The following is a 21626-nucleotide window of genomic DNA, read 5'->3' on the forward strand; positions in this document are numbered from 1 at the left end:
GTTTGTTTAGGCGTGTTTAATAATCTGGTTTTGTGTATACATATTCATAATGGCAAATAAGTCTACTTCGGTTACTTCTTTTTTAGTATCTGCTACGCCTAAGAAATATTCGTATAAAGTATCTAGTTCTGTTTTAGTGACATCATATCCGATATTCTTGAAGCGATATGCTAAGGCAGATCTACCACTACGTGCTGTTAGAATGATAGAAGAAGCGTCTACACCTACATCTTTAGGGTCAATAATCTCATAAGTGTCTCTTCGTTTAATCACTCCATCTTGATGAATACCAGAACTATGAGCAAAGGCATTCGCACCTACGATAGCCTTATTCGGTTGTACTACCATTCCCATCGTAGAAGAAGTCAACTGACTTAAGTGGTTTAACATCGTCGTATTAATATCTGTATGAAAGCCTAAATTTTCATGTTGTTTTAAGATCATGACTACTTCTTCTAGAGCAGTATTACCTGCGCGTTCACCTATACCATTGATAGTACACTCGATCTGTCTAGCTCCATTGATTATTCCAGCGATAGAATTAGCAGTAGCCATTCCTAAGTCATTGTGACAATGACATGATAAGATGACGTTTTCTATTCCTTTGACATGATCTCTTAGGTACTTGATTTTGTTTCCATAATCTGTAGGTAGACAGTATCCAGTAGTATCTGGGATATTGATCACTGTCACCCCTGCTTGGATCACTGCTTCACAGACTTTCGCTAGATAAGCATTATCAGTTCTACCAGCGTCTTCTGCATAGAACTCTACGTCGTGTACATACTTCTTAGCATAAGCTACAGCTTCTGCAGCACGATCTATAATGGCCTCTTGTGTTGAGTTAAACTTGTATTTTATATGTGAGTCAGATGTACCGATACCTGTGTGTATTCTTGGTTTTTGTGCAAACTCTAATGCTTTAGCTGCCGAATCTATATCTTTTGTATTCGCACGAGTAAGTGCACATATTTTAGCGTTTTTAACGATTTTACTAATCGCCTGAACAGCTTCAAAGTCACCAGGACTAGAAATAGGAAAACCTGCCTCAATCACATCAACACCTAATTCATCGAGTTGCTGAGCAATAGTTAACTTTTGTTGTTTATCTAGTTTACAACCAGGTACTTGTTCTCCGTCTCTTAATGTGGTGTCAAAAATCTCAATCTTTTCAGTTTTCATATTTTTATGTTTTTAAATAACTTTAGACAAAAGTGTATAAAAGCTTTTTGTTAACTTTATCAAAAAAACAAAAACTACAATGTTAAAAAACCAATTTCAATATCTAAGTTGTTGTTTTTTAGTTTGTTAAAATATTTTTTATTACAATGTCAAATTGGGGGAAAGACTGGTTATTTATATTGATAAAATCTTTGACAAGGTCAGAGAAACGTCAATTTACTTTATATGTGAATAGGTTGCAGAATAATGCAGATGCTAAATTCATCTCTTTATTTAATGCGATGGATAAGATGGAGGAGTATGATGAGCAAGTTATTCTCAAACAAAAAATAACGAGTAAACAACAATTATCCAACTTAAAAGCAAATCTGTATAAAGCTATTTTGGCTAGCCTTCGTATGAATCCTAGTAAGAAAAACGTAAGAATACAGATACGTGAACAATTAGATTTTGCAACCATTTTGTATCAAAAAGGATTACATAAGCAAGGGCTAAAAATATTAGACAAGGCGAAACAAATCGCTTTAGATGTAGAGGAGAAAAGCCTGGCTCTAGAGATTATAGAACTAGAAAAGGTAATCGAATCTCAGTATATCACTCGTAGTATTACGGGGCGTGCAGACGAGCTTATCGCACAGTCTAATGACCTGATTATACAGAACTATTATGCGACTAAGTTATCTAATCTATCACTGAAGTTCTATAACGAGATGCTTACCTCAGGGTATGCTAAGAGCGAGGAAGATAAGCAAGAGCTAATTACCCGATTTAGTGATCAGCTCTTAGATATAGATGTGAAGGTGCTTAACTTTAGAGAGAAGTTGTGGTACTTTAAAGCACATGTGTGGTTGTGTTTTCTAATCCAAGATTATCACAATGCTTATAAATACGCTAAGCTATGGGTGACGCTATTCTATGAGCATCCTAAGATGATACAGAGTCATCCTATATGGTATTTAAAAGGAAATTCTTATCTATTTAAAATCTTATTGTTATTTAAATCAGTGGATAAGTATATTTATTGGAATGCTAAGTTAGAAGAACAATTAACTTTAGAGAGTTTCCCTCAGTCTATGAATATAGATTCTCAGCGATTCTTATTACAGTTTAGTAATAAGTTGAATATAGAGTTTATACAGCAGACTTATAATGGCAGTTTACTTTTTGTCAAGCAATTACAGCGTGGTATTAATGAATATCGAAATATGATCGATGAGCATCACTTCCATATTCTGTATTTTAAAGTAGCCTCTTTGTATTTTGGGTACAAGAAGTATGAAGATTCACTTGCTTATACAGCGCGCATTTTGAACAAATCTGACTATTCTGTACAAGAAGATTTACTATTCCATACGCGCATCTTATCTCTAATGGCACAGTATGAGTCTGGACAAGATCAGTATTATGAAGATTTTATTAAAGCCAATAGAACCTTGATGAAAAAGATGAAAAATAAAACACAGATACACGACACCTTTATGAGGCTATTCGAAGGGCTATTAGGGGCATCGGCTAAAGATCAGAAGGTTGTTTTAGAGCGATTTGTAAAAGAAACTGAAGAGCTCTATACGAATAGATTTTATGTGAGAAGTATTCTCTATATAGATGTCCTAAATTGGGCAAAAAAGAAAATAGTTTAGTTTAAATATATCGACTTATGCAATGATAAAAGCCACATAGACTTCTTAGTTTATGTGGCTTTGTTTGATTAAAATGTGTTGGATGTTTCAAAAGAATTACTATCTTCGCCACAGTATTAGAAAATAATACAGTATTTATTCCATAGAAATAGGTTATACTTAGTTGTATATGAAAAGGGAATCGTGTGAGAATCACGAACTGTCGCGCAACTGTAAGTAATTCATTAATTTTTTATCCAAGTGATCCACTGTTATTACTTAAGTAATGGGAAGGATGATAAAAAATAGTTACAAGTCAGGAGACCTGCCTAATTCTGTTTATAGACTATGCTTTCGCGGTTTAGAGCTTTATGTCAAGTTGGAATGTGTTTATTATTTAATCCATGAGATTATAGTCTGTATAATCTAGGATAAGCACATTGTATCTTTTCATTTAATTCCAAATCATTTTCTCGAATAGCAGTTTGATAGATTTCTATCTAGTTTATAGTATTGTCTGAATACTGTAGGATTAACGAATATAACTATGTTAATAGAAGCAGAGATAGAAGAACGCAAATCGAAGGCAATCACTAGTGTCTTTAAGGTAGTATTTCCAGATACTACTAATCATCATAACACGATGTTCGGTGGACGAGTAATCATGATGATGACAGAGACAGCATTTATGACTGCTACGCGTTTTTGTAGAAAGAACTTTGTGATTGTTAGCAGTGATAAGATTGACTTCAGCAAGCCGATACCAGCAGGCTCATTAGTAGAGATGGTAGGCGAGGTAGAGTCTATCGGTAATACGAGTATTCGCATCCGTGTCAATGTGTACAGAGAGAAGATGAGAGAGGATGAACGCATCCAAGTAGTGACAGGAGTATTAACACTCGTAGCATTAGATGATAATTTCAAACCGATATCTATATTAGACTAGGTTTTATACAAGTAAATTTTGTAAGCATCTTACATTTTTTAGTTTTTGGTAGGGGGATAGACAGGTTAGTGTTTATCCCCATTTTTTTTGACTCCTTTTAACCCAGAATCAGTGATAGACAGATAAACGAAAAGTAATTATACAAAATAGCTCTGAATTAGTGATACAAGCATACTATAGTATGGTTTTAGAGCTAATGAAAGAGATATGAAGTAGAATTGCTTTGTAGTATTTGGCTAACGCTTATTCTGGGTTTAATCTAGTCTTTGAGATCTAAACATTGGTTTCATTATAGCTATCTAACTCCATTTATAAACCTTTTATAAGAGGTATAATCTTAAAAATAATAAACTCATTTTTTTACTTTTTGATTCAAAAATTGACCTTTTATAACGAGTTTTTATAGAGTATACTTCCTTTTTTTTGATAATTAGCTCTGTAAAGACCTATAATTAGTTCTTTTTGAAAAAAAGGATGACATTTTTTTTAAGAGTGATTTCTGTTTAATGTGTTGATTTATAGTGTTTTGTTTGTTTAATGTGTAGAATGAATACTTTCTTTATATCCCCTTAAAGCCTTATAAACAGTAGTTTGACTGCAATTCCTTCGACAGTTGGTGGACAATAAGCCGTATTTAGTGGGCAAAAGAGGTCGTTAGTCGAAGAATTGTCCTTTTATTGACCATGTATTCTCCTTGGATATAAGGTTAAAATAAATTTGAGAAATAGTGAATCTGTCAGATAATGTCTGGGATTTTGGAAAGGGACTTTATAGTTTTGGATTCACTTGTAAAAAACCAATAAACATCACGCATGAAAGGATTGTTAAACATTGTATTAACAGTGGTATTAGCTACTACAACTATGACTGTATATGGTCAAAAAAAGAAAAGAAATGTAAAGCAGTATAATAGTGTTGAGGTATATCGTGCCAATGATGTTATTCAAGATTTATTAAAATCAGGAAGAGATACGGTTTTTACGAGACATTATTTAAGCAGCTTCTTAGTAGACTCTACGCGTTTATGGAAAGAAGAAGTAAAGTATACAGGAGAAAAACTGGACGATAATAAATATAAGCTGTCTGCTCAGAGTAGGCTTAAAGAAAAGAATTCGGGTGAGTTAAAGCTAAATACCGAAAGTGAGAAGGTATATCATAAGAATAAATCAGATGCTGTTCATATATTGAATAGGAGATATCTATTAGATGGATTAGTAGAAGAGGTAGTTCATCAGAATAAACAATATGTTGTCAAATGTATAGATAAGGAAGGGAACGTGTTGAATGAAACAGGATGCCTTCGCTACTCTCAGACACCTTTCCCAGTTGAAAAAACAGAAAAGTTTCAAAACAATCTACAAAAAACAATAACTAATCTAGTAAGTAAGAGTAAAGGTAGACTACCTCGTTATATCATATTGGCTATTGAAGCAGATTATGAGAGCCAACGTTGGAATCTAGCTTTAGACTTTCCTAAAGAGTATAAGTTAGGCTCTGATATGCACACTAGTTTAGTAGCTGCTATAGCACATGTGTTAAATAATGAGAAACTAGAAGAATATCATTTTGATAAAGATATTAATGGTAATTATTATAATAGAACTATGTTTATCCCATTATCTTTTAGATGATAAGAATAGTTAGAGATTAAAGAACTCTAGAGTATTGAAAATATAATGTTTTGAAGAAGGAATGATCTAAGAGAATAGTAATAGTTATCTAGGTGATAGGTCGTTTAGAACAAGAGTAATCTTAAATAGAAAGTATTTATACAATAAAGTAGGTGAAAAATACTTTTATAGTTATATGTAATTAAATTATAGAATAAAGAAATAGATATGATAATGAGACAAATGCAATTAAATAGAATAACGGCGTTAATACTTTTTTTAATTTCAGTATTAGGATATGGTCAGGGGGGACCAGCTTCTGATGCGCTTATAATTAATAGGTAGCTTTTAAGTGGATATGATATTGTAAAAGAGTTAAATAAGCAAGAGAAAGATACATTGTTTACTAGATACTTTAACAGTATTAATGCTGTTGATTCTGTATCTACGTGGGACAGAGTAGTGAAGTATACAGGGAAAAGCCTAAAGGATAATCAGTATTTACTAATGACTAAGACTTATAAGCTTGATATAGAAACAAGAAAATTAGTTAAAGAGGAAGAAAGCAAAAGAACTTTATTAGATAAGAAAGGAAAGAAACAGGTCTACATAAGAAAGCAATTCTTAAAAGGGGGGGCTAGTAGAAGAGTATAAGAGTGATAAAGGGAAGGAGACCATTAGCTGTTATGATAAAAATGGAGCTAAGTTAAACGATAAGGGATGTCTGCTATATAGTTATTCTAAATTTCCAGGACATAAGTTTGAGGCTTTATCTATAGATGTAAAACAGGGAATACAGAATCTTCTGTATAGTTCTAAAGGAAAAATACCTTCTTACATCTTGCTGAATATAGAAGCGGATTATCTAAGTAAGAAATGGTTTGTAATATTTTCTTTTCCTGAAGACTATAAAGTGAGTAATCATTTGTACTCGGGTTTAGTGATTAATATTCTTAATGCCCTAAATAGTTTAAAAATAGAAGAGTATCACTTTAATAAAGATTTATATGGTAATTTCTATAATCGTAACTATACTATTCCTTTGACATTTATAGCTCACCATGGATAGTTATAGTGTGTTAAATGATAGAATGTAAGTTTTGTATGAAATATTAATAATAAGTTAAAGTTTTATCTTTTTTGTCAGATAATGTCTAGGATATACGGAGTGGACTTTCTAGTTTTGATTTTATATGTAAAATATTAAATCAAACCTCAATGAAAGTATTATTTAAATCAACGCTATTATTTGTAGCTATAGTTATATCTTCACTTGGTTATAGTCAGAATACACCAGGCGGAAGTGCCCTTAGACAGAGTCGAATGAAATTTACGGGGAATGATATTATTAAGAGTATTCTAAAAAAGAATGAGAATATAACTTTTACACGCTATTTCAACGGTGGATTTGAGGTTGATTCTACTCGTTCTTGGACAAATAGAGTGGTCTATACAGGTAGTGTATTAGCTGATAATAAGTATGAGTTTAAATCAAAAATATATAAGAGAGATTTAAATACTAAAGAAGAAACTCTTTATATGGATAGGGTTGTAACCTATCTTAATAAAAAAGAAAAGGGTTCTACACTTGTTACTAAGCAATTTTTGTTGGATGGATTGATAGAAGAGATTACAACTGTAAATAAAGAAAAAGTGATTAAATGCTATTCTAAAGATGGAAAAGTTATTAATACTGATGGTTGTTTGTTATATACTAGATTTAAGTTTCCAAAGGATAAAATGATAGATTTATCTGAAAAAGTGAAGGCAAAAATAACTAATACTATTTATACTAAGAATGGTTCTGTGCCTAATTATATATTAGTAAATATTGAATCTGATTATAAAGCTCAAAAGTGGAATCTGGCATTAGATTTTCCTAGAAATTATAGTTCAGATAATGCTATGTATACTGAATTAGTGACAGATATTATGTATGCTTTAAAAAATGAAAAGTTAGAAGATTATCATTTTAATAGAGATATTAATGGAAATTACTATAATAGCAATTTGATTGTTCCAATTACTTTTAATAAAGCAGTGAATAAAAGATAAGATATTAACTTGGTATAATATGATTGGCGATATAAACTAATTGAGTGTAACATTCAATAGGGAAGAGATAGAAATGAATACGCTCTGATGACTAGTCATCAGAGCGTATTTTTTATACTATTTAGAGTTGTTGCTAAAGAAATAATAAATCACATATAACCATCCGAGAAAGAAATGGACAATGGCCCAAAGAATAGATTTATTTCTCGTCCAAGATAGGAATACTGCGATAAGCGAACCTAGTGTAAGTCCACCTCCCCATATCTTGATGGAGGGACTATCTGCAAAGGCTGAGGTCGTGATAAGGATCATGGCCGTGATCCAAAATGCATGAGATTTGTTCATAATGATTTTGTTTTTTGTGTTAATTACCTATAAAGTTAATAAAAAATAATTTTATAACTAATTGTAATTTAGAGTTGTAATGGAAATAAGGATTGTATTACAACGAAATGTCAAAAACAAAAAGCTCAAGAATCCTTGAGCTAGTAGAGTAATATATCGATTTATGGCTATGGTGATAAATGAAAAAAGCTACTCATAGAGAGTAGCTTTATATGTTGCTTAGTGCTTATGCAAGAATGCTTGTCTTTGTAAAAGAGTTTCTTCACTTTCGACATGGTTGTCGTCAGGAATACAACAATCTACTGGACAAACTGCCGCACACTGAGGTTCTTCGTGGAATCCTTTACACTCTGTACACTTAGAAGGTACGATGTAGTAGAACTCATCAGAAACAGGTTCTTGAGCTGCTTCAGCATCAACTTCAGTACCATCAGGTAAAACTACCTTACCTGTTAAGGCTGTACCGTCTTTATATCTCCAGTCATCTGCTCCTTCATATATCGCTGTGTTAGGACATTCAGGTTCGCAAGCTCCACAATTTATGCATTCGTCTGTTATAATGATTGCCATAGCTTATATTTTGTTTTATATGTATTAACTTTGTATGCAAATTTACACCCAAAACAATTCACAAACAAGTCAATATGAATTTAGATGTTAAAAAAAATGCATTTGTTAAGTTAGGTCAATTTTTGAGCCAATTCGCTGCAAATGAATTTGTAAAAAACAATGATGTATGTCATAATGATGAATTTTTTTCAAAGTTTGAAGAGCTGATTCACAGCTCAGTAAACTACAATGGATGGTTCACATTAGAACAAGTAGTGATCTCGATCAACTCTTGGGCAAGTGCGTTGACACAAGATAATTTAGAAAAGTGGACTTCAAAATATGATTTTTCTACTGAGCCTAATAAGCGAGTAGGATTGATTTTAGCAGGTAATATTCCTTTAGTAGGATTTCACGATTTTATCAGTGTATTGATTTCGGGTAATATTGCTAAGGTAAAAATGTCTTCTAATGACCAAAAATTACTTCCTTTTTTAGCGAATTACTTAGTAGCTGTAGAGCCTGGATTTGCTAGTCGTTTTGATTTTATTGAAGGGAAGATGGAAGGATTTGATGCAGTGATAGCTACAGGAAGTAATAATACAGCTCGTTATTTTGATTATTACTTTAATAGTGTTCCTAATATCATTCGCAAGAATAGAAACTCTGTTGCTGTCTTAGATGGTACAGAGAGTCATGAGGATATGGTGGCTTTAGGTAAAGATGTGTTTACATACTACGGCTTAGGATGCCGTAATGTATCTAAGATATTCGTACCAGAAGGTTATGTATTTGATAGTTTTTATCAAGGTATGTTTGAGTACAAAGATGTTATAGAATATGAGAAATATTCTAATAACTATGATTATAATAAAGCTGTATTCTTAATGAGTGAGTTTAAGATTCTAGATAATGGATTCTTAACTGTGAAAGAGGATAAGGGATATGCTTCACCTATATCGTCTGTATTCTATGAATACTATACTGATATTAATGAGGTAAAAGCGAGACTAGCTCAGGATGTGGATAAGATACAATGTATCGTGTCTAATAATCTAGTAGATGGCAGTATTGCTTTTGGACAGACACAAGAACCACAGTTATGGGATTATGCTGATAATGTGGATACTATTGAATTTTTGTTAGGATTGTAATGATTAGAGATGGCACGGATTATAAATCCGCGCCAACTGATATACGGAACAGGTTACAAACCACACCAGCATTAGTAGAGACGCAATATTTTGCGTGTCACAGTTAATGTTTACAGAAAGCGGTACGGATTATAAATCCGCGCCAATTGATATACGGCGAGGGTTACAAACCACACCAGCATTAGTAGAGACGCAATATTTTGCGTGTCACAGTTAATGTTTACAGAACATGGCACGGATTGCAAATCCGCGCCAACTGATATACGGCGAGGGTTACAAACCACACCAGCATTAGTAGAGACGCAATATTTTGCGTGTCACAGTTAATGTTTACAGAACATGGCACGGATTACAAATCCGCGTCAACTGATATAAGGCACAGGTTACAAACCACATCAGCATTAGTAGAGACGCAATATTTTGCGTGTCACTGTAAATGTTTACAGAACAAGGTACGGATTACAAATCCGCGCCAACTGATAGATTAATTTTAGGATTATAGACTGAACAATTTCACGATATCACAAAAAAACGACATTACAAAAAAACGATTTCACAGTTTCACAAATTCACAGTTTCACAGAAAAAACAACAAAACATGATTAAAGTACATAATTTCTGTGCAGGGCCATGTCTATTACCAGATGAGGTATATAAAGGAGCTGCAGATGCTGTATTGGATTTTAATGGAAGTGGATTATCTATACTTTCGATTTCTCATCGCAGTAAGGAGTTTATAGCTGTACTAGAAGAAGCACAGCATTTGGCTCTGTCTCTGTTGGGACTAGATGGGAAGGGGTATTCAGCTCTATTCTTACAAGGAGGAGCAAGTATGGAATTCTTAAGGGTTCCATATAATCTAATGCAGAAACGAGCAGGATATATCGATACAGGTAATTGGTCTTCTAAGGCTATAGCACAGGCAGAAACATTCGGTCAAGTTGAGGTATTAGCTACTTCTAAGGATAGAAAATATGCTTATATCCCAGAAGATATCGTTATTCCTTCGGGGCTAGATTATGTGCATTATACTTCTAATAATACAATATATGGTACGCAGTTTAGCGATGTGCCTAAGGCAGACTGTCCGATAGTCTGTGATATGAGTTCGGATATTTATTCTAGAGTATATGACTGTGATAAAATAGACCTAATCTATGCTGGAGCACAAAAGAATATAGGCCCAGCAGGGTTAAGTGTTGTTTTAGTAAAAGATAGTATTCTTGGTAAGTCAGGTCGTATGATACCTCAAATGATGGATTATGCTGAGCATATCGATAAAGGTAGTTTATATCACACAGCTAATGTGTTTGCTATATACACGAGTTTATTAAACTTGAGATGGTTACAACGTTTAGGAGGTGTAGAGGCTATCGAAAAGATTAATAATCAAAAAGCAGCTACTCTATATCGTGCTATAGATGAGTTAGATTATGTAGTAGGACTAGCTGATGTAGCATATCGATCAAAGATGAATATGACTTTTGATTTTAAAGAAGAGACAATGAGAAGGGTCTTCGATACATTGTGTATGGAGGCGAATATCACCAATATAAAAGGTCATCGAGTAGCTGGAGGATATCGCGCTTCTCTGTATAATGCCTTGAAACAAGAGAGTGTGGATGCTCTAGTAGAAGTGTTACATACGATGAAATCAAAGATTTAATAAAGAATCAAATAACGCAGATGAGAATATTAGCGAATGATGGTATCCCAGAAGAAGTAAAGAACGACTTAGAGGGATTGGGATTTGAAGTAAAAGAGGTTCGTGTAGCTCACGAACAGTTAGTTAATTATACAAGTAAGAATGAGATAGAGATTCTGTTGTTACAACAGGGAACTTTATTGAATAAAAAAATGATAGATGAGATGTCCCATCTAAAAGCTATTGTTTTTGCAGGTACTTCGATAGACTTAGATAGTATAGATTATATCAAAAGTTGTGGTATTAAGGTAATATGGGCAGAAGAAGCATTGTCTAATGCTACTGCAGAGTTAGTATTTGCACATTTGTTTTCGGGATGTCGTTTGTTACAAGAGTCGAACCGCAATATGCCTTTAGAAGGCGATGCTAGCTTTAAATCTCTACAGCAGTCTTATAGCAATGGGATTGAATTAGCAGGTAAGACACTTGGGATTATAGGTTTAAATACAGCAGGAGAGAAGGTGGCTCAAAAAGCGTTGGCTTTAGGAATGAATGTGTTGTATACAGATGCCTCAGTACCTGAGATTAAAGCTGACTTTGTATTGCCAAATGGAATACACTTTAGAGTAGATTTGGCTTCTACAGATATGCATAGATTATTACATGATTCTCATTTTGTCACTATTCATACTAAACATTATCAAAAGTATATCTTAGATAAAGAGGCATTTAGTCATGCTCATAACTTGATAGGAGTGATTAACTGTGCTTATCCAGAAGCGATTAACGAAGTAGATTTAGTGGATGTAGTAAATGCTGAAACGGTATTGTTTGCTGGGATTGATCGATTCGAAGAGGAGCCTCATCCCGCTATTCAAGTATTGATGCAACCTGCCTTTTCTTTATCTCCTAATATTAATGCTTCTACTGATGAAAGTAAAGTGTTAATATGGGATGAAATTTTTGAGAAAATGCAAGTATTGCGAAAATAATAAGTAGTTTTATACATCTAAAAAATAAAACTATGTTAGAGCAAATTACAAAATTAGTAGAACAGATTAGTTCTAGTGAAGTGGCTAAAGGTGGGATCACGTCAGATCTTACAAGTGCAGTTACTAAAGAAACAGGAGACAGTATTATCAATGGATTAAAGGATAGTGTTAGCTCTGGAGATATTAGTGGATTGACTAATTTATTATCAGGTCAAGCTTCTAATATTGCATCTAATCCTATCGTAACAGGTATGATAGGTAACCTTATCAGTGGATTAGTTGGTAAATTAGGTTTATCAGAAGGTGTAGCTGGAAGTTTTGCTAATGGTGTAGTACCGCAAGTGGTATCAGCTATAGTAGCTAAAATACAAGGAGGAGAATCAGGTTTTGATATGTCTACAATCCTAAGTGGACTAGGACAAGGAGGAGCACAAGATATGCTAGGGTCTTTACTAGGAGGAAAAGAAGGATTAGGAGGAGCAATCGATAAATTAAAAGGATTGTTCTAGTCGTTATAACGCATTAATATAGAGGCGATTATTCATACAATGAATAATCGCCTTTTTTTATTATTTAGATTTATTAAAAATAAATACTCGCATAACTTGATTTTATGTTAAGTTTTACTATATATTTGCACTTATATAAAATTAGTCTAAATAATAATTAATATATTGTTGTTGGTAATATGTTGATTATTAGATTTTTATTTTTTTGTTGCTAATCATAGTTAATTATGGAATATCTAAATAGCTGTTAAATATTTATGGTCTAAGTAAACACTTATATGTGATTTATAAACTAGTTAAATATTCAATGCATAGTAATCAAAAGGTGTTGTGTCAAGTTCTTTATTGCCTTTTGAGAAATACAATCTTAAATGAAAAAATATATACTACTTACGTTCTTATTCTCTTTTAACCTTTTATGTCATGCTCAACAACTGGCTTATTCTATAAAAGGAAAAGTGTTAGATGAAAAAAATGTACCAATAGCTTATGCAACCATTGTTGGTATCGAATCTAATCAGTCTACTCAGACTGATGAAAGAGGAAACTTTGAGTTAAAAGTTCCAAATAAAAAAGAGACCATAGAAGTTAGTTTTATGGGATACAACTCTTTTAAAAGCAATATTACTTTTGATCAAGAAACTACTAAAGTACTGTCAGTAAAATTAAAAGAACAACAACAGCAATTAAGTGAAATTAATATTAAAGCTAAGAGTGCTAGTGAAAAAGTAAGGCAAAGTGCTTATACTGTCAACGCTGTAGAAGTAAAAGCTTTAGCCAATACAGTATCTGATGTCAATCAGATTTTAAACCGAAGTGCTGGAGTACGTGTGCGAGAAGAAGGGGGACTTGGTTCTAACTTTAATTTTGCTCTAAACGGCTTTAGTGGAAATCAGATCAAATTCTACTTAGATGGAGTTCCATTAGAGGGAGTAGGATCTTCTTTCCAACTAAACAATATCCCTGTAAATATGATAGAACGCATAGAGATCTATAAAGGGGTAGTTCCTATTAGTTTAGGAGGGGATGCTCTAGGAGGTGCTCTAAATATTATCACTAAGAATACTAAGAGCAAATATTTAGACGCCACAGTTTCTTATGGATCTTTTAATACTGTGCGTTCATCTGTCAATATGGGAATGACTACAGATAAAGGATATAAGTTTCAATTAAATGCTTATCAAAACTATTCTGACAATGATTATAAAGTGAATGTAGATGTTCACAATTTTGAAACAGGAGTACTTACGCCAAAGAGAGTTCGTCGATTCCACGATCGTTATCACAATGAAGGAATTGTCCTAAAAGGAGGTATGGTGAATAAGTGGTATGCTGATGAGTTACTATTTGGGATTACGTTAGGAAAGAATTACAATCAGATCCAGACTGGGAATAGAATGGAAGATGTCTATGGCGGTCGTTTTACTAAAGGGGACTTAATATTACCAAGTTTTAGTTATACAAAGAAAGATTTCTTAGTAGAAAATCTGAATGTTTCTGTAAATGCTAATTATAATCTAGGTAGTGAACAATCTGTAGATACAATGAATAGATTGTATAACTGGGATGGAGATTATATTATAAAAAATACTTTAAAGAAAGAAGGAGGGGAGATAGAGAGAAGAAGATTTAAGTACAAAAATAATAATGGATCAGTAATCGCTAATGCAAATTATGCACTAAGTGAGCATCATCTGTTTGCGGTAAACTATAATCTATCTTTATTTAATAGAAAAGGAGAGGATTTATTAGACGCTACGTTAAAGAATAATAATCTACCTAAGAAATCTAATAAGGCTATATTAGGTTTTAGTTACCAGTATACGCATAATGAAAAGTGGAACGCGATAGCATTTCTAAAGAAGTACTTCCAATATAATTACTCAGAACGCTATTATAACGAGACTTACTTCACACAAGACAATAGACAGAACTTTACTGGATATGGAATAGCTACAGCTTATAATATACTGCCAGACTTACAAGTAAAAGGGTCTTTTGAACATAGCATACGTATGCCAGAAGCATATGAGATGTTTGGGGATGAGGTAAACTTAGCTTCTAATTATAATCTAAAACCAGAGTCTAGTAATAACTTTAATGTAGGACTTCAATATGGATTTACTATTAATGAAGTAAACCAATTCAAGGTAGAGACTAATTTCTTATATCGAAAAGCTAAAGATTATATAAAGGAGGAAGTTAATACAGGACAAGGTACTGCAGCTCAAAAAGTAAATAGAAATATCGGAGGAGTTTTAGTAAAGTCATTTGATGGAGAGATAAGATATAGCTACAAAGATTTCTTCTCTGTGATGGCTAATGTTACATATCAAGATATTCTAAATGATATGAAGTATGAGAATAATTCTGAGGAAGTGAGTGCTTTATATAGAGATAGAGTGGCTAATATCCCTTATCTATATGGAAATGGGATGGTGTCATTCAATTTTAAAGAAGTATTTGGATCTAAGAATAGTTTGCGTCTAGACTATAATATGATGTATGTACAGAAATATTATTTATATGCTCCTAGTGCTGGTATCGCTAAGTATAAGAGATATATACCAGAGCAATTCTCACAAGATATCAGTTTGCATTATGCTATTCGTGATGGAAGATATAATGTGGCAGTAGAGGTGAAGAATCTAGCTAATAAGACATTGTATGACAACTTCAGTTTACAAAAGCCAAGTCGTTCAGTGACTTTAAAACTGAGATATAATTTATAAAAAACATAATTAAATATAATATGAATATCATAAAAAAAACACTAAGTCTATTATCACTTGTATTAATAGCATCATGTAGTAGTGATGACAACTCATCATCAGAAAAACCAACAACTCCTGAAGAAGGTAAAAAAGCTAGTTCTTATGTATTTGTGATTAACTCCTTGACAGGACAAGAAGGAGGAACAAAATATATAGCAACCGCATCGTCATTAACAGAAGGTGTTATAAAAATAGATAAGAACAATGGTATCGAAACTGATTCTTATTCATTCTTCGTACAAAACAATCAATTAATGGCTGCTGTATATGGATTCAGTGGACAAAGCCCATTGACATTCTATAGTTTAAATGCTAAGAATGAAATAGTAGAGGGAACTAAACTAGCGACTGAAACAATAGGTAGTTATGGAAATATTGGAAAAACTGATGTAGTTAGTGCTACATTAGGAGGAAATCTGTTTGCTATAAATACTGAGTTAAAACAAATGACTCATAAAGGAGCTGTTGATTTTGATAAATTAAAATATAAAGATGAAGAAGCTGGAGGGCGTAATTTAACTGGGGTGTTTGCGGTAGGAACAGATAAATTATATATTCCTTATTCTGTGTCGCCAAAAGAAGGAGATACAAAATATAGAGACAATACATTTATTGCAGTAGTAGATTATCCAAGTCTTAAAGTTAGTAAAACCATTATAGATGATAGAACTGGGTTAATAGGAAGCTGGTTTGGGATGAATGGTATTCAACAAGTGGAAGATGGATCTGTATATGCATGGTCTCCTGCTGAGAAGTCTAAGAACCCTTCTGCTTTTATTAAAATCAAAAACCATGAAATAGATAAAGGATACTTCTTTGATGTACAAAAAGCATCAGGAGGACATAAGTTATCTCGTGCAGAGTACATTGGAGGTAATGATTTCTTAGTGAGCTTCTTTGTAGATAAGAATATTCAAAGCACTTGGTCTGGTGTGACTAAGTTAGCAATCGTAAATGTATCTACTCAATCTATTAGATGGATAGACACTATTGCTGATCATGCACAAATGCCATATAAACAAAAGATATATGTAGAGAAGGATAAGAAAACAGTACACTATGTAGCTCCAATAGAGAAAACAAATCGTTTCCAAGTATACAATATTGATGTTGCAACAGGTATTGCTAAAAAAGGTATTACAATCGAAAATGCAAATGACGTTACAGCTATCTCTAAATTAGAGTCTGTACAATAGTAGCATTTAAAATAAATTAGTTAGTTAGCGTGTTTTGAATTAGGCAAATTCAGAGTATAATAAGTTGTTGAAGCAGTAATCACGGAAACGTGATTACTGTTTTTTTGTTTATCTTGTATTGTAAAATTATTGACTTAATAAAATGAGTATATCAGTTATCATTAGTGATTTTATCCATTATATACGACAACCTCATACTGAAGTATTAGATATTAGCAAGAAAGAGAAAGTAAGAAGAAGCTTGGTATTAGTTGTTTTTACATTAATAGTGATAACAGTTTATATATTCAGTATTAATAAAATAGTTCCATTACCTAAGACAGCTAGATTACTTGATTTTATAGCTGACAAAGGACTGTTAGTAGCTATGTTGTTTATTGTATTATTAGGACCTTTAGCAGAGGAGGTTGCTTTTAGATTAGCTCTAAGGTTTAAGAGTTGGTATTTGTTGTTAAGTACTCCTCTTACATTAGTATATAGCCTTTGGATCTTGTATAGGTTTAATCTGAGTATAGCCTTCATAGTAGGAGGGGTATTCTACGTGATACTGTGTGCTTATCTTTATCTACATAGAAATAATATAGTGATACTTAAAGAGAGACATGAGAAGTATTTTGGGTATGTGTTTTACAGTTACACATTTTTGTTTATGATTATGCATATTAGTAACTTTTATACGATTAATACTGAAGTACTGGTATATAGCCCTTTGTTGTTTCTTCCTCAGTTCATAGGAGGACTTCTACTCGGATATATACGGATGAGATTTGGTTTTGGTTATAATTGTATGATACATATAATCTATAATACTATTCTTATGTTATTATTGTATGGGACTGGTGTTATTAAATAGATAGGTATTCTTAGAAGGTTACATTAAGTGAAGAGGATTTAACTATAAATGATTAATGTGTTTTAAATAAAAATTACAATATGTTAATTTGTAATTTTTATCTTTGAATAATAGACTTTAAAATATTGAGTTATGAATAGTATCCATTGGCATACCAAAGCTTTCGATGAGTTGACAGTGAGTGAATTATATGATATTATGCGTTTGCGTACAGATGTATTTGTGGTAGAACAAAACTGTCCTTATCCTGAATTAGATGGTAAGGATAAGAAATGTTTACACATTTATGCAACGAAGTTAGATCAAGTCGTTGCTTGCGCTCGTATTGTCCCTCCTGGGCTTAGTTATCCAGAAATAGCTATAGGAAGAGTAGCTGTCCACGCAGACTATCGCAAGGATGGTTATGGTCGTATCTTAATGCAACATGCTATAGATAAGATAGAAGAGGAGTTTGGAGCTCAAGATATTCAGATCGGAGCTCAGTGTTATTTGAAGAAATTTTATAGTTCATTTGGATTTGTAGCCTCTTCTGAAGAGTATTTAGAAGATGGTATTCCACATGTGGATATGATTAGAAAAGCATCAGAATATACTAAATAGATAAAATGCCTTAATATCATCTGTTAAGGCGTTTTTATTATACTTTTTTCTGTTTCCATTTACCTCGCCTAAATAAAATAAAGGCAAGAATAGCAATTACTAATTCGGCAGAAGGGATAGCGATAAAAGCTCCTGTAGAACCCAAATTAAAATGATAAGTCATTAAATAAGCAAAAGGTATCTGAAATAACCAGAACCCTACTATATTTATTATTGTTGGGGTAACAGTATCTCCAGCTCCATTAAAGGCATTCATCAAGGTCATTCCTGCTCCATAAGCTATAAAACCAATAGCTCCTATATACATTGCTTCTTTAGCGACTGTTTTAATAGCTTCATCAGTTGTAAAGAAGGAAGCTAAAATTTCGGCCATACTAAAGAATATAATCGTGACAATAGCCATATAGAAGACATTGTATTTTAAAGTTGCAATCACTGATTTATATGCCCTGTCGGGATTGTTATCTCCTAAGTTTTGACCAACTAAAGTAGAAGCCGCATTGCTCAATCCCCATGCGGGAAGAATAAAAAATACAAGAAGGCGTAAACATGTCAAGAAACCTGAAGAACCTATTTCTCCTCCGCTTTGCGCTACTATGCGTGCAAGAATAACCCAACTACAAGTGGATATCATATACTGTACCATACCTGGTACTGCGATTTTAATGATATTCCAGGTCATATCCCATTGTATTTTGAAGTACTTTAGTTTTAACTGGATAAGTGAATCTTTTTTAGACAGATAATACAACTGATACACTACCCCCATACTACGTCCTATAGCTGTAGAGTAAGCAGCTCCTTCTAATCCCATTTCTGGAAATATCCACCATCCTCTAACCATAATAGGGCATAGGATGATATTGATGATATTACCAAAACCAAGACTTTTCATGGCTATGGCCGCATTACCTGCGCCTCTAAATATTCCATTAATAAGGAATAAGAGCATGATGGATACACAGCTGACTAATAAGATTCTGGTATATCCGTATCCATATTCTGCTGAAGCTTCTGATGCTCCCATCCACAGTAACCAATCTTTTGCATAAATAAAACCAAGTACACTTAATACAATAGTGATTAATATTGAAAGTGTGATGGCTTGTGCTGCATTTTGCGCTGCCTTTTCTTTATCTTTTTCACCTATACGCCTTGCTACGATAGCTGTGGCAGCCATACTAATCCCTATACATATAGCGTAAATAATAGATAGTAGAGACTCTGTCAGCCCGACACTTTGTATAGCGTAGGCACTCTCTTTTAAATGACCAACAAAATATAAGTCAACTAAAGCAAACACTGACTCCATTAGCATCTCAAACATCATAGGAATAGCTAGTAGAAAAACAGCTTTATTAATGGACATATTAGTCAAGTCAAAGTTTTCATTAGAAAAGGATTGCTTGATTAAAGAAAATATATTGTTTTTTGATTTAAATGTTGTTGTTGACATATTTAATGAATTGTCTAAGGGTATTTAAGGGCTCAAAGATAAGTTGATTATGTAATTAAGATATAGGTTAGTACCTTTTTTATTCCAATGGTATTTATAAATAGACTCTGTTATTTATGTTTTTTAAGTAATTGAAAATAAGGGTGTTATTTTGATTTAGATAATTTTTTATATTTAAACTATTTAATTAGTTGCAAAACTAATTAAATAGTTGTTAGTTTGGATAACTATTTATTAGTGATGATAAGTTAGTTTTTGTTGTTAATGATTTGAATATATTTATTAATTTTTAATTATTAGTGTTATATTTATTTAATATGGCCGATCTGAAAATAATATAGATGTTAAATAATTTAAATCATAATTAGTATAAACCATAAATAACTATAGTATATGATTAAAAGGATGTATCTAACAGTAGCAGCATTATGTAGTGTGATGTTAGCTAATGCACAGGAGAAAATAGATGTAATGAGGTATGAGTATCAACTAACACTACCAGCAACTACCGCTACTGGAGATGAAGAAGCTCTTCAGAGTAGTACTGAAATTATTTATTTAGATGTTAAGGGAGGTGAGTCTAGATTTGCTAGTGAAGGAAATATTAGAAGAGAAGAGACTTTGATGGAATATTCTACTGGGGCTAAGAAAGATGCAGATTTTGCTGTGCGTATGCAAGCTTTAAGTCAATTTAAGAGTAGAGTAAAATGGGCAGTATATAAAAATGGAGCAGAATTAAACACTTATGCTTCTTCTGGTATAGAATCGTATAATGTTGGAGAAACTAATGATCTAGTGAAATGGAGTATCTCTGGAGATATAGAAGATTACAATGGGATGAAAGTACAGAAAGCAATAGGTGAGTTGAGCGGACGTACTTGGACTGTGTGGTTTACTCAAGATATCCCATTGATAGACGGACCGTATAAGTTTAAGAATCTACCTGGATTTGTAGTCAAAGCAGAGGATAGTACAGGAGACTACAAGTTTGAGTTCTTAAAGAGTGAGAGAGCTACTACTGATTTTTGGTTATCAAATAGACAAGAGAAGGCGATGAAAATAGATAAGAAACAATGGGATAAGATTAGAAATATTAATGCTAATAAAAGTTTCTCTCAGATTATGAACGAAAGAGGAGGTACGGCGACTTTTAAAATGGTAGATGAAAAAGGGAAGGATATAACCGATGAGATGACTAAAAAGAAGATGGGAAAAGAAAGTAAGCCTATAGAGTTCTATTAGTATGTTTACTGTACAAGTGTAATAAAATCAATGGATTATGAAGAAATTGTTAGTGATAAGTATAGTCGCGTTTATAACTAGTATAAGTGGATTAGCTCAAGAGAAAATTGAGGTAATGCGATATGAGTATCAGATGACCATGCCCTTAGCCAAAACGACTGATGATATTAATACTTCTAATAGTGCAACTGAAATAGTATATCTAGATGTGCAGAATAGCGAATCTAGATTTGCTAGTGAAGGAAATATTAAAAGAGAAGAAACACTTATAGAGTACACTACAGGAGCTAAAAAAACAGCAGATCATACAGCGCGTTTCCAAGCTTTAGGTCAATTTAGAAGTAAAGTAAATTGGATTATCTATAAGGATCAAGCAAACTTAAATACTTATGAAAATTCAGGAATAGAAACGTATAATGTAGAAGAACCTAGTAATTTAATTAAGTGGAATATTTCTGGAGATATAGAAGATTACAATGGTATGAAGGTACAGAAAGCGGTAGGAGAGCTGAGTGGACGTACTTGGACAGTATGGTTTACTCAAGATATCCCTTTGATAGATGGACCTTATAAGTTTAAGAATTTACCTGGATTTGTAGTCAAAGCAGAGGATAGTACAGGTGATTATAAGTTTGAGTTCTTAAAGAGTGAAAAAGTCACAGCGGAGTTTTGGCTAATGGATAGACATAAAAATGCCATGAAAGTCAATAAGAAACAATGGGATAAGATTAGGAATGTCAATGCTAATAAAAGTTTCTCTCAAATGATGAGTGAGATAGGAGCAGGAACTATTGTAAAGGTAGTAGATGAAAAGGGTAATGATATAACCAATGATAAACTAAATAAGAAGATGGGAAAAGAAAGTAAGCCTATAGAGTTCTATTAGTATAAAGTGATTA

Annotated in this window: 19 protein-coding genes and 1 riboswitch; of the genes, 16 read left to right on the forward strand and 3 right to left on the reverse strand. The window is 32.8% G+C overall.

What is annotated here, in order from left to right:
- Positions 1-6: 6 nt before the first annotated feature.
- Positions 7-1182, reverse strand: a complete 1176-nt coding sequence (locus BK054_RS10065) for a 2-isopropylmalate synthase (protein ID WP_006256966.1) — start codon at positions 1180-1182, stop codon at positions 7-9.
- A gap of 146 nt (positions 1183-1328) precedes the next feature.
- Here BK054_RS10065 and BK054_RS10070 point away from each other — a divergent pair, with 146 nt between their 5' ends.
- The 6 genes from BK054_RS10070 to BK054_RS10095 all read left to right on the forward strand — a co-directional run bounded on the left by BK054_RS10070 (position 1329) and on the right by BK054_RS10095 (position 7412).
- A complete protein-coding gene (locus BK054_RS10070) occupies positions 1329-2822 on the forward strand; it encodes a hypothetical protein (protein WP_058699323.1) in 1494 nt (497 codons plus the stop codon).
- A 133-nt stretch (positions 2823-2955) separates the two neighbouring features.
- Positions 2956-3149: riboswitch (cobalamin riboswitch) on the forward strand.
- Positions 3150-3348: 199 nt separating this feature from the next.
- Complete coding sequence (locus tag BK054_RS10075; protein ID WP_058699324.1) at positions 3349-3747, forward strand: acyl-CoA thioesterase; 399 nt, start codon at positions 3349-3351, stop codon at positions 3745-3747.
- An 812-nt stretch (positions 3748-4559) separates the two neighbouring features.
- Positions 4560-5378 (forward strand): hypothetical protein, encoded by an 819-nt coding sequence (locus BK054_RS10080; RefSeq protein ID WP_058699325.1) that lies wholly within the window; start codon positions 4560-4562, stop codon positions 5376-5378.
- 378 nt (positions 5379-5756) lie between these two features.
- Entirely contained in the window at positions 5757-6011 is a 255-nt protein-coding gene (locus tag BK054_RS10085) for a hypothetical protein (protein ID WP_006256961.1), read from the forward strand.
- A gap of 187 nt (positions 6012-6198) precedes the next feature.
- The gene (locus tag BK054_RS10090) at positions 6199-6426 is read left to right on the forward strand and encodes a hypothetical protein (protein WP_058699326.1); all 228 of its coding nucleotides are present in this window, start codon (positions 6199-6201) and stop codon (positions 6424-6426) included.
- Between the two features lie 149 nt (positions 6427-6575).
- Positions 6576-7412: a hypothetical protein gene (locus BK054_RS10095; protein WP_071307226.1), complete on the forward strand. Its 837-nt coding sequence runs from the start codon at positions 6576-6578 to the stop codon at positions 7410-7412.
- A 564-nt stretch (positions 7413-7976) separates the two neighbouring features.
- Here BK054_RS10095 and BK054_RS10105 read toward each other — a convergent pair.
- Positions 7977-8327 carry a 4Fe-4S dicluster domain-containing protein gene (locus tag BK054_RS10105; RefSeq protein WP_006256958.1) on the reverse strand — a complete coding sequence of 117 codons (351 nt, stop codon included), beginning with the start codon at positions 8325-8327 and terminating at the stop codon, positions 7977-7979.
- Positions 8328-8401: 74 nt separating this feature from the next.
- On the opposite strand from BK054_RS10105, the gene BK054_RS10110 reads away from it, so the two are divergent.
- The 8 genes from BK054_RS10110 (at position 8402) to BK054_RS10145 (ending at position 18029) form a co-directional block, all read left to right on the forward strand.
- The gene (locus tag BK054_RS10110; protein ID WP_058699327.1) at positions 8402-9460 is read left to right on the forward strand and encodes an acyl-CoA reductase; all 1059 of its coding nucleotides are present in this window, start codon (positions 8402-8404) and stop codon (positions 9458-9460) included.
- 598 nt (positions 9461-10058) lie between these two features.
- A complete protein-coding gene (serC, locus tag BK054_RS10115) occupies positions 10059-11126 on the forward strand; it encodes a 3-phosphoserine/phosphohydroxythreonine transaminase (RefSeq protein WP_058699328.1) in 1068 nt (355 codons plus the stop codon).
- Between the two features lie 20 nt (positions 11127-11146).
- Entirely contained in the window at positions 11147-12097 is a 951-nt protein-coding gene (locus tag BK054_RS10120) for an NAD(P)-dependent oxidoreductase (protein ID WP_006256955.1), read from the forward strand.
- Positions 12098-12129: 32 nt separating this feature from the next.
- A complete protein-coding gene (locus BK054_RS10125; RefSeq protein ID WP_006256954.1) occupies positions 12130-12606 on the forward strand; it encodes a hypothetical protein in 477 nt (158 codons plus the stop codon).
- 371 nt (positions 12607-12977) lie between these two features.
- On the forward strand, positions 12978-15338 hold the full coding sequence (locus BK054_RS10130; protein WP_006263060.1) for a TonB-dependent receptor: 2361 nt from the start codon (positions 12978-12980) through the stop codon (positions 15336-15338).
- Positions 15339-15358: 20 nt separating this feature from the next.
- On the forward strand, positions 15359-16576 hold the full coding sequence (locus BK054_RS10135) for a DUF4374 domain-containing protein (RefSeq protein WP_058699329.1): 1218 nt from the start codon (positions 15359-15361) through the stop codon (positions 16574-16576).
- Between the two features lie 142 nt (positions 16577-16718).
- Positions 16719-17429 carry a CPBP family glutamic-type intramembrane protease gene (locus tag BK054_RS10140; RefSeq protein WP_006256951.1) on the forward strand — a complete coding sequence of 237 codons (711 nt, stop codon included), beginning with the start codon at positions 16719-16721 and terminating at the stop codon, positions 17427-17429.
- 132 nt (positions 17430-17561) lie between these two features.
- Positions 17562-18029: a GNAT family N-acetyltransferase gene (locus BK054_RS10145; RefSeq protein ID WP_006256950.1), complete on the forward strand. Its 468-nt coding sequence runs from the start codon at positions 17562-17564 to the stop codon at positions 18027-18029.
- 37 nt (positions 18030-18066) lie between these two features.
- Here BK054_RS10145 and BK054_RS10150 read toward each other — a convergent pair whose 3' ends face one another.
- A complete protein-coding gene (locus tag BK054_RS10150) occupies positions 18067-19485 on the reverse strand; it encodes an MATE family efflux transporter (RefSeq protein WP_058699330.1) in 1419 nt (472 codons plus the stop codon).
- A 393-nt stretch (positions 19486-19878) separates the two neighbouring features.
- On the opposite strand from BK054_RS10150, the gene BK054_RS10155 reads away from it, so the two are divergent.
- A complete protein-coding gene (locus BK054_RS10155) occupies positions 19879-20727 on the forward strand; it encodes a GLPGLI family protein (protein ID WP_006266508.1) in 849 nt (282 codons plus the stop codon).
- A 37-nt stretch (positions 20728-20764) separates the two neighbouring features.
- Positions 20765-21613, forward strand: a complete 849-nt coding sequence (locus tag BK054_RS10160; RefSeq protein WP_006266509.1) for a GLPGLI family protein — start codon at positions 20765-20767, stop codon at positions 21611-21613.
- Positions 21614-21626: the final 13 nt, after the last annotated feature.

Source organism: Myroides sp. ZB35 (assembly GCF_001865835.1).
GTDB classification, from domain to species: Bacteria; Bacteroidota; Bacteroidia; order Flavobacteriales; family Flavobacteriaceae; genus Flavobacterium; species Flavobacterium odoratimimum.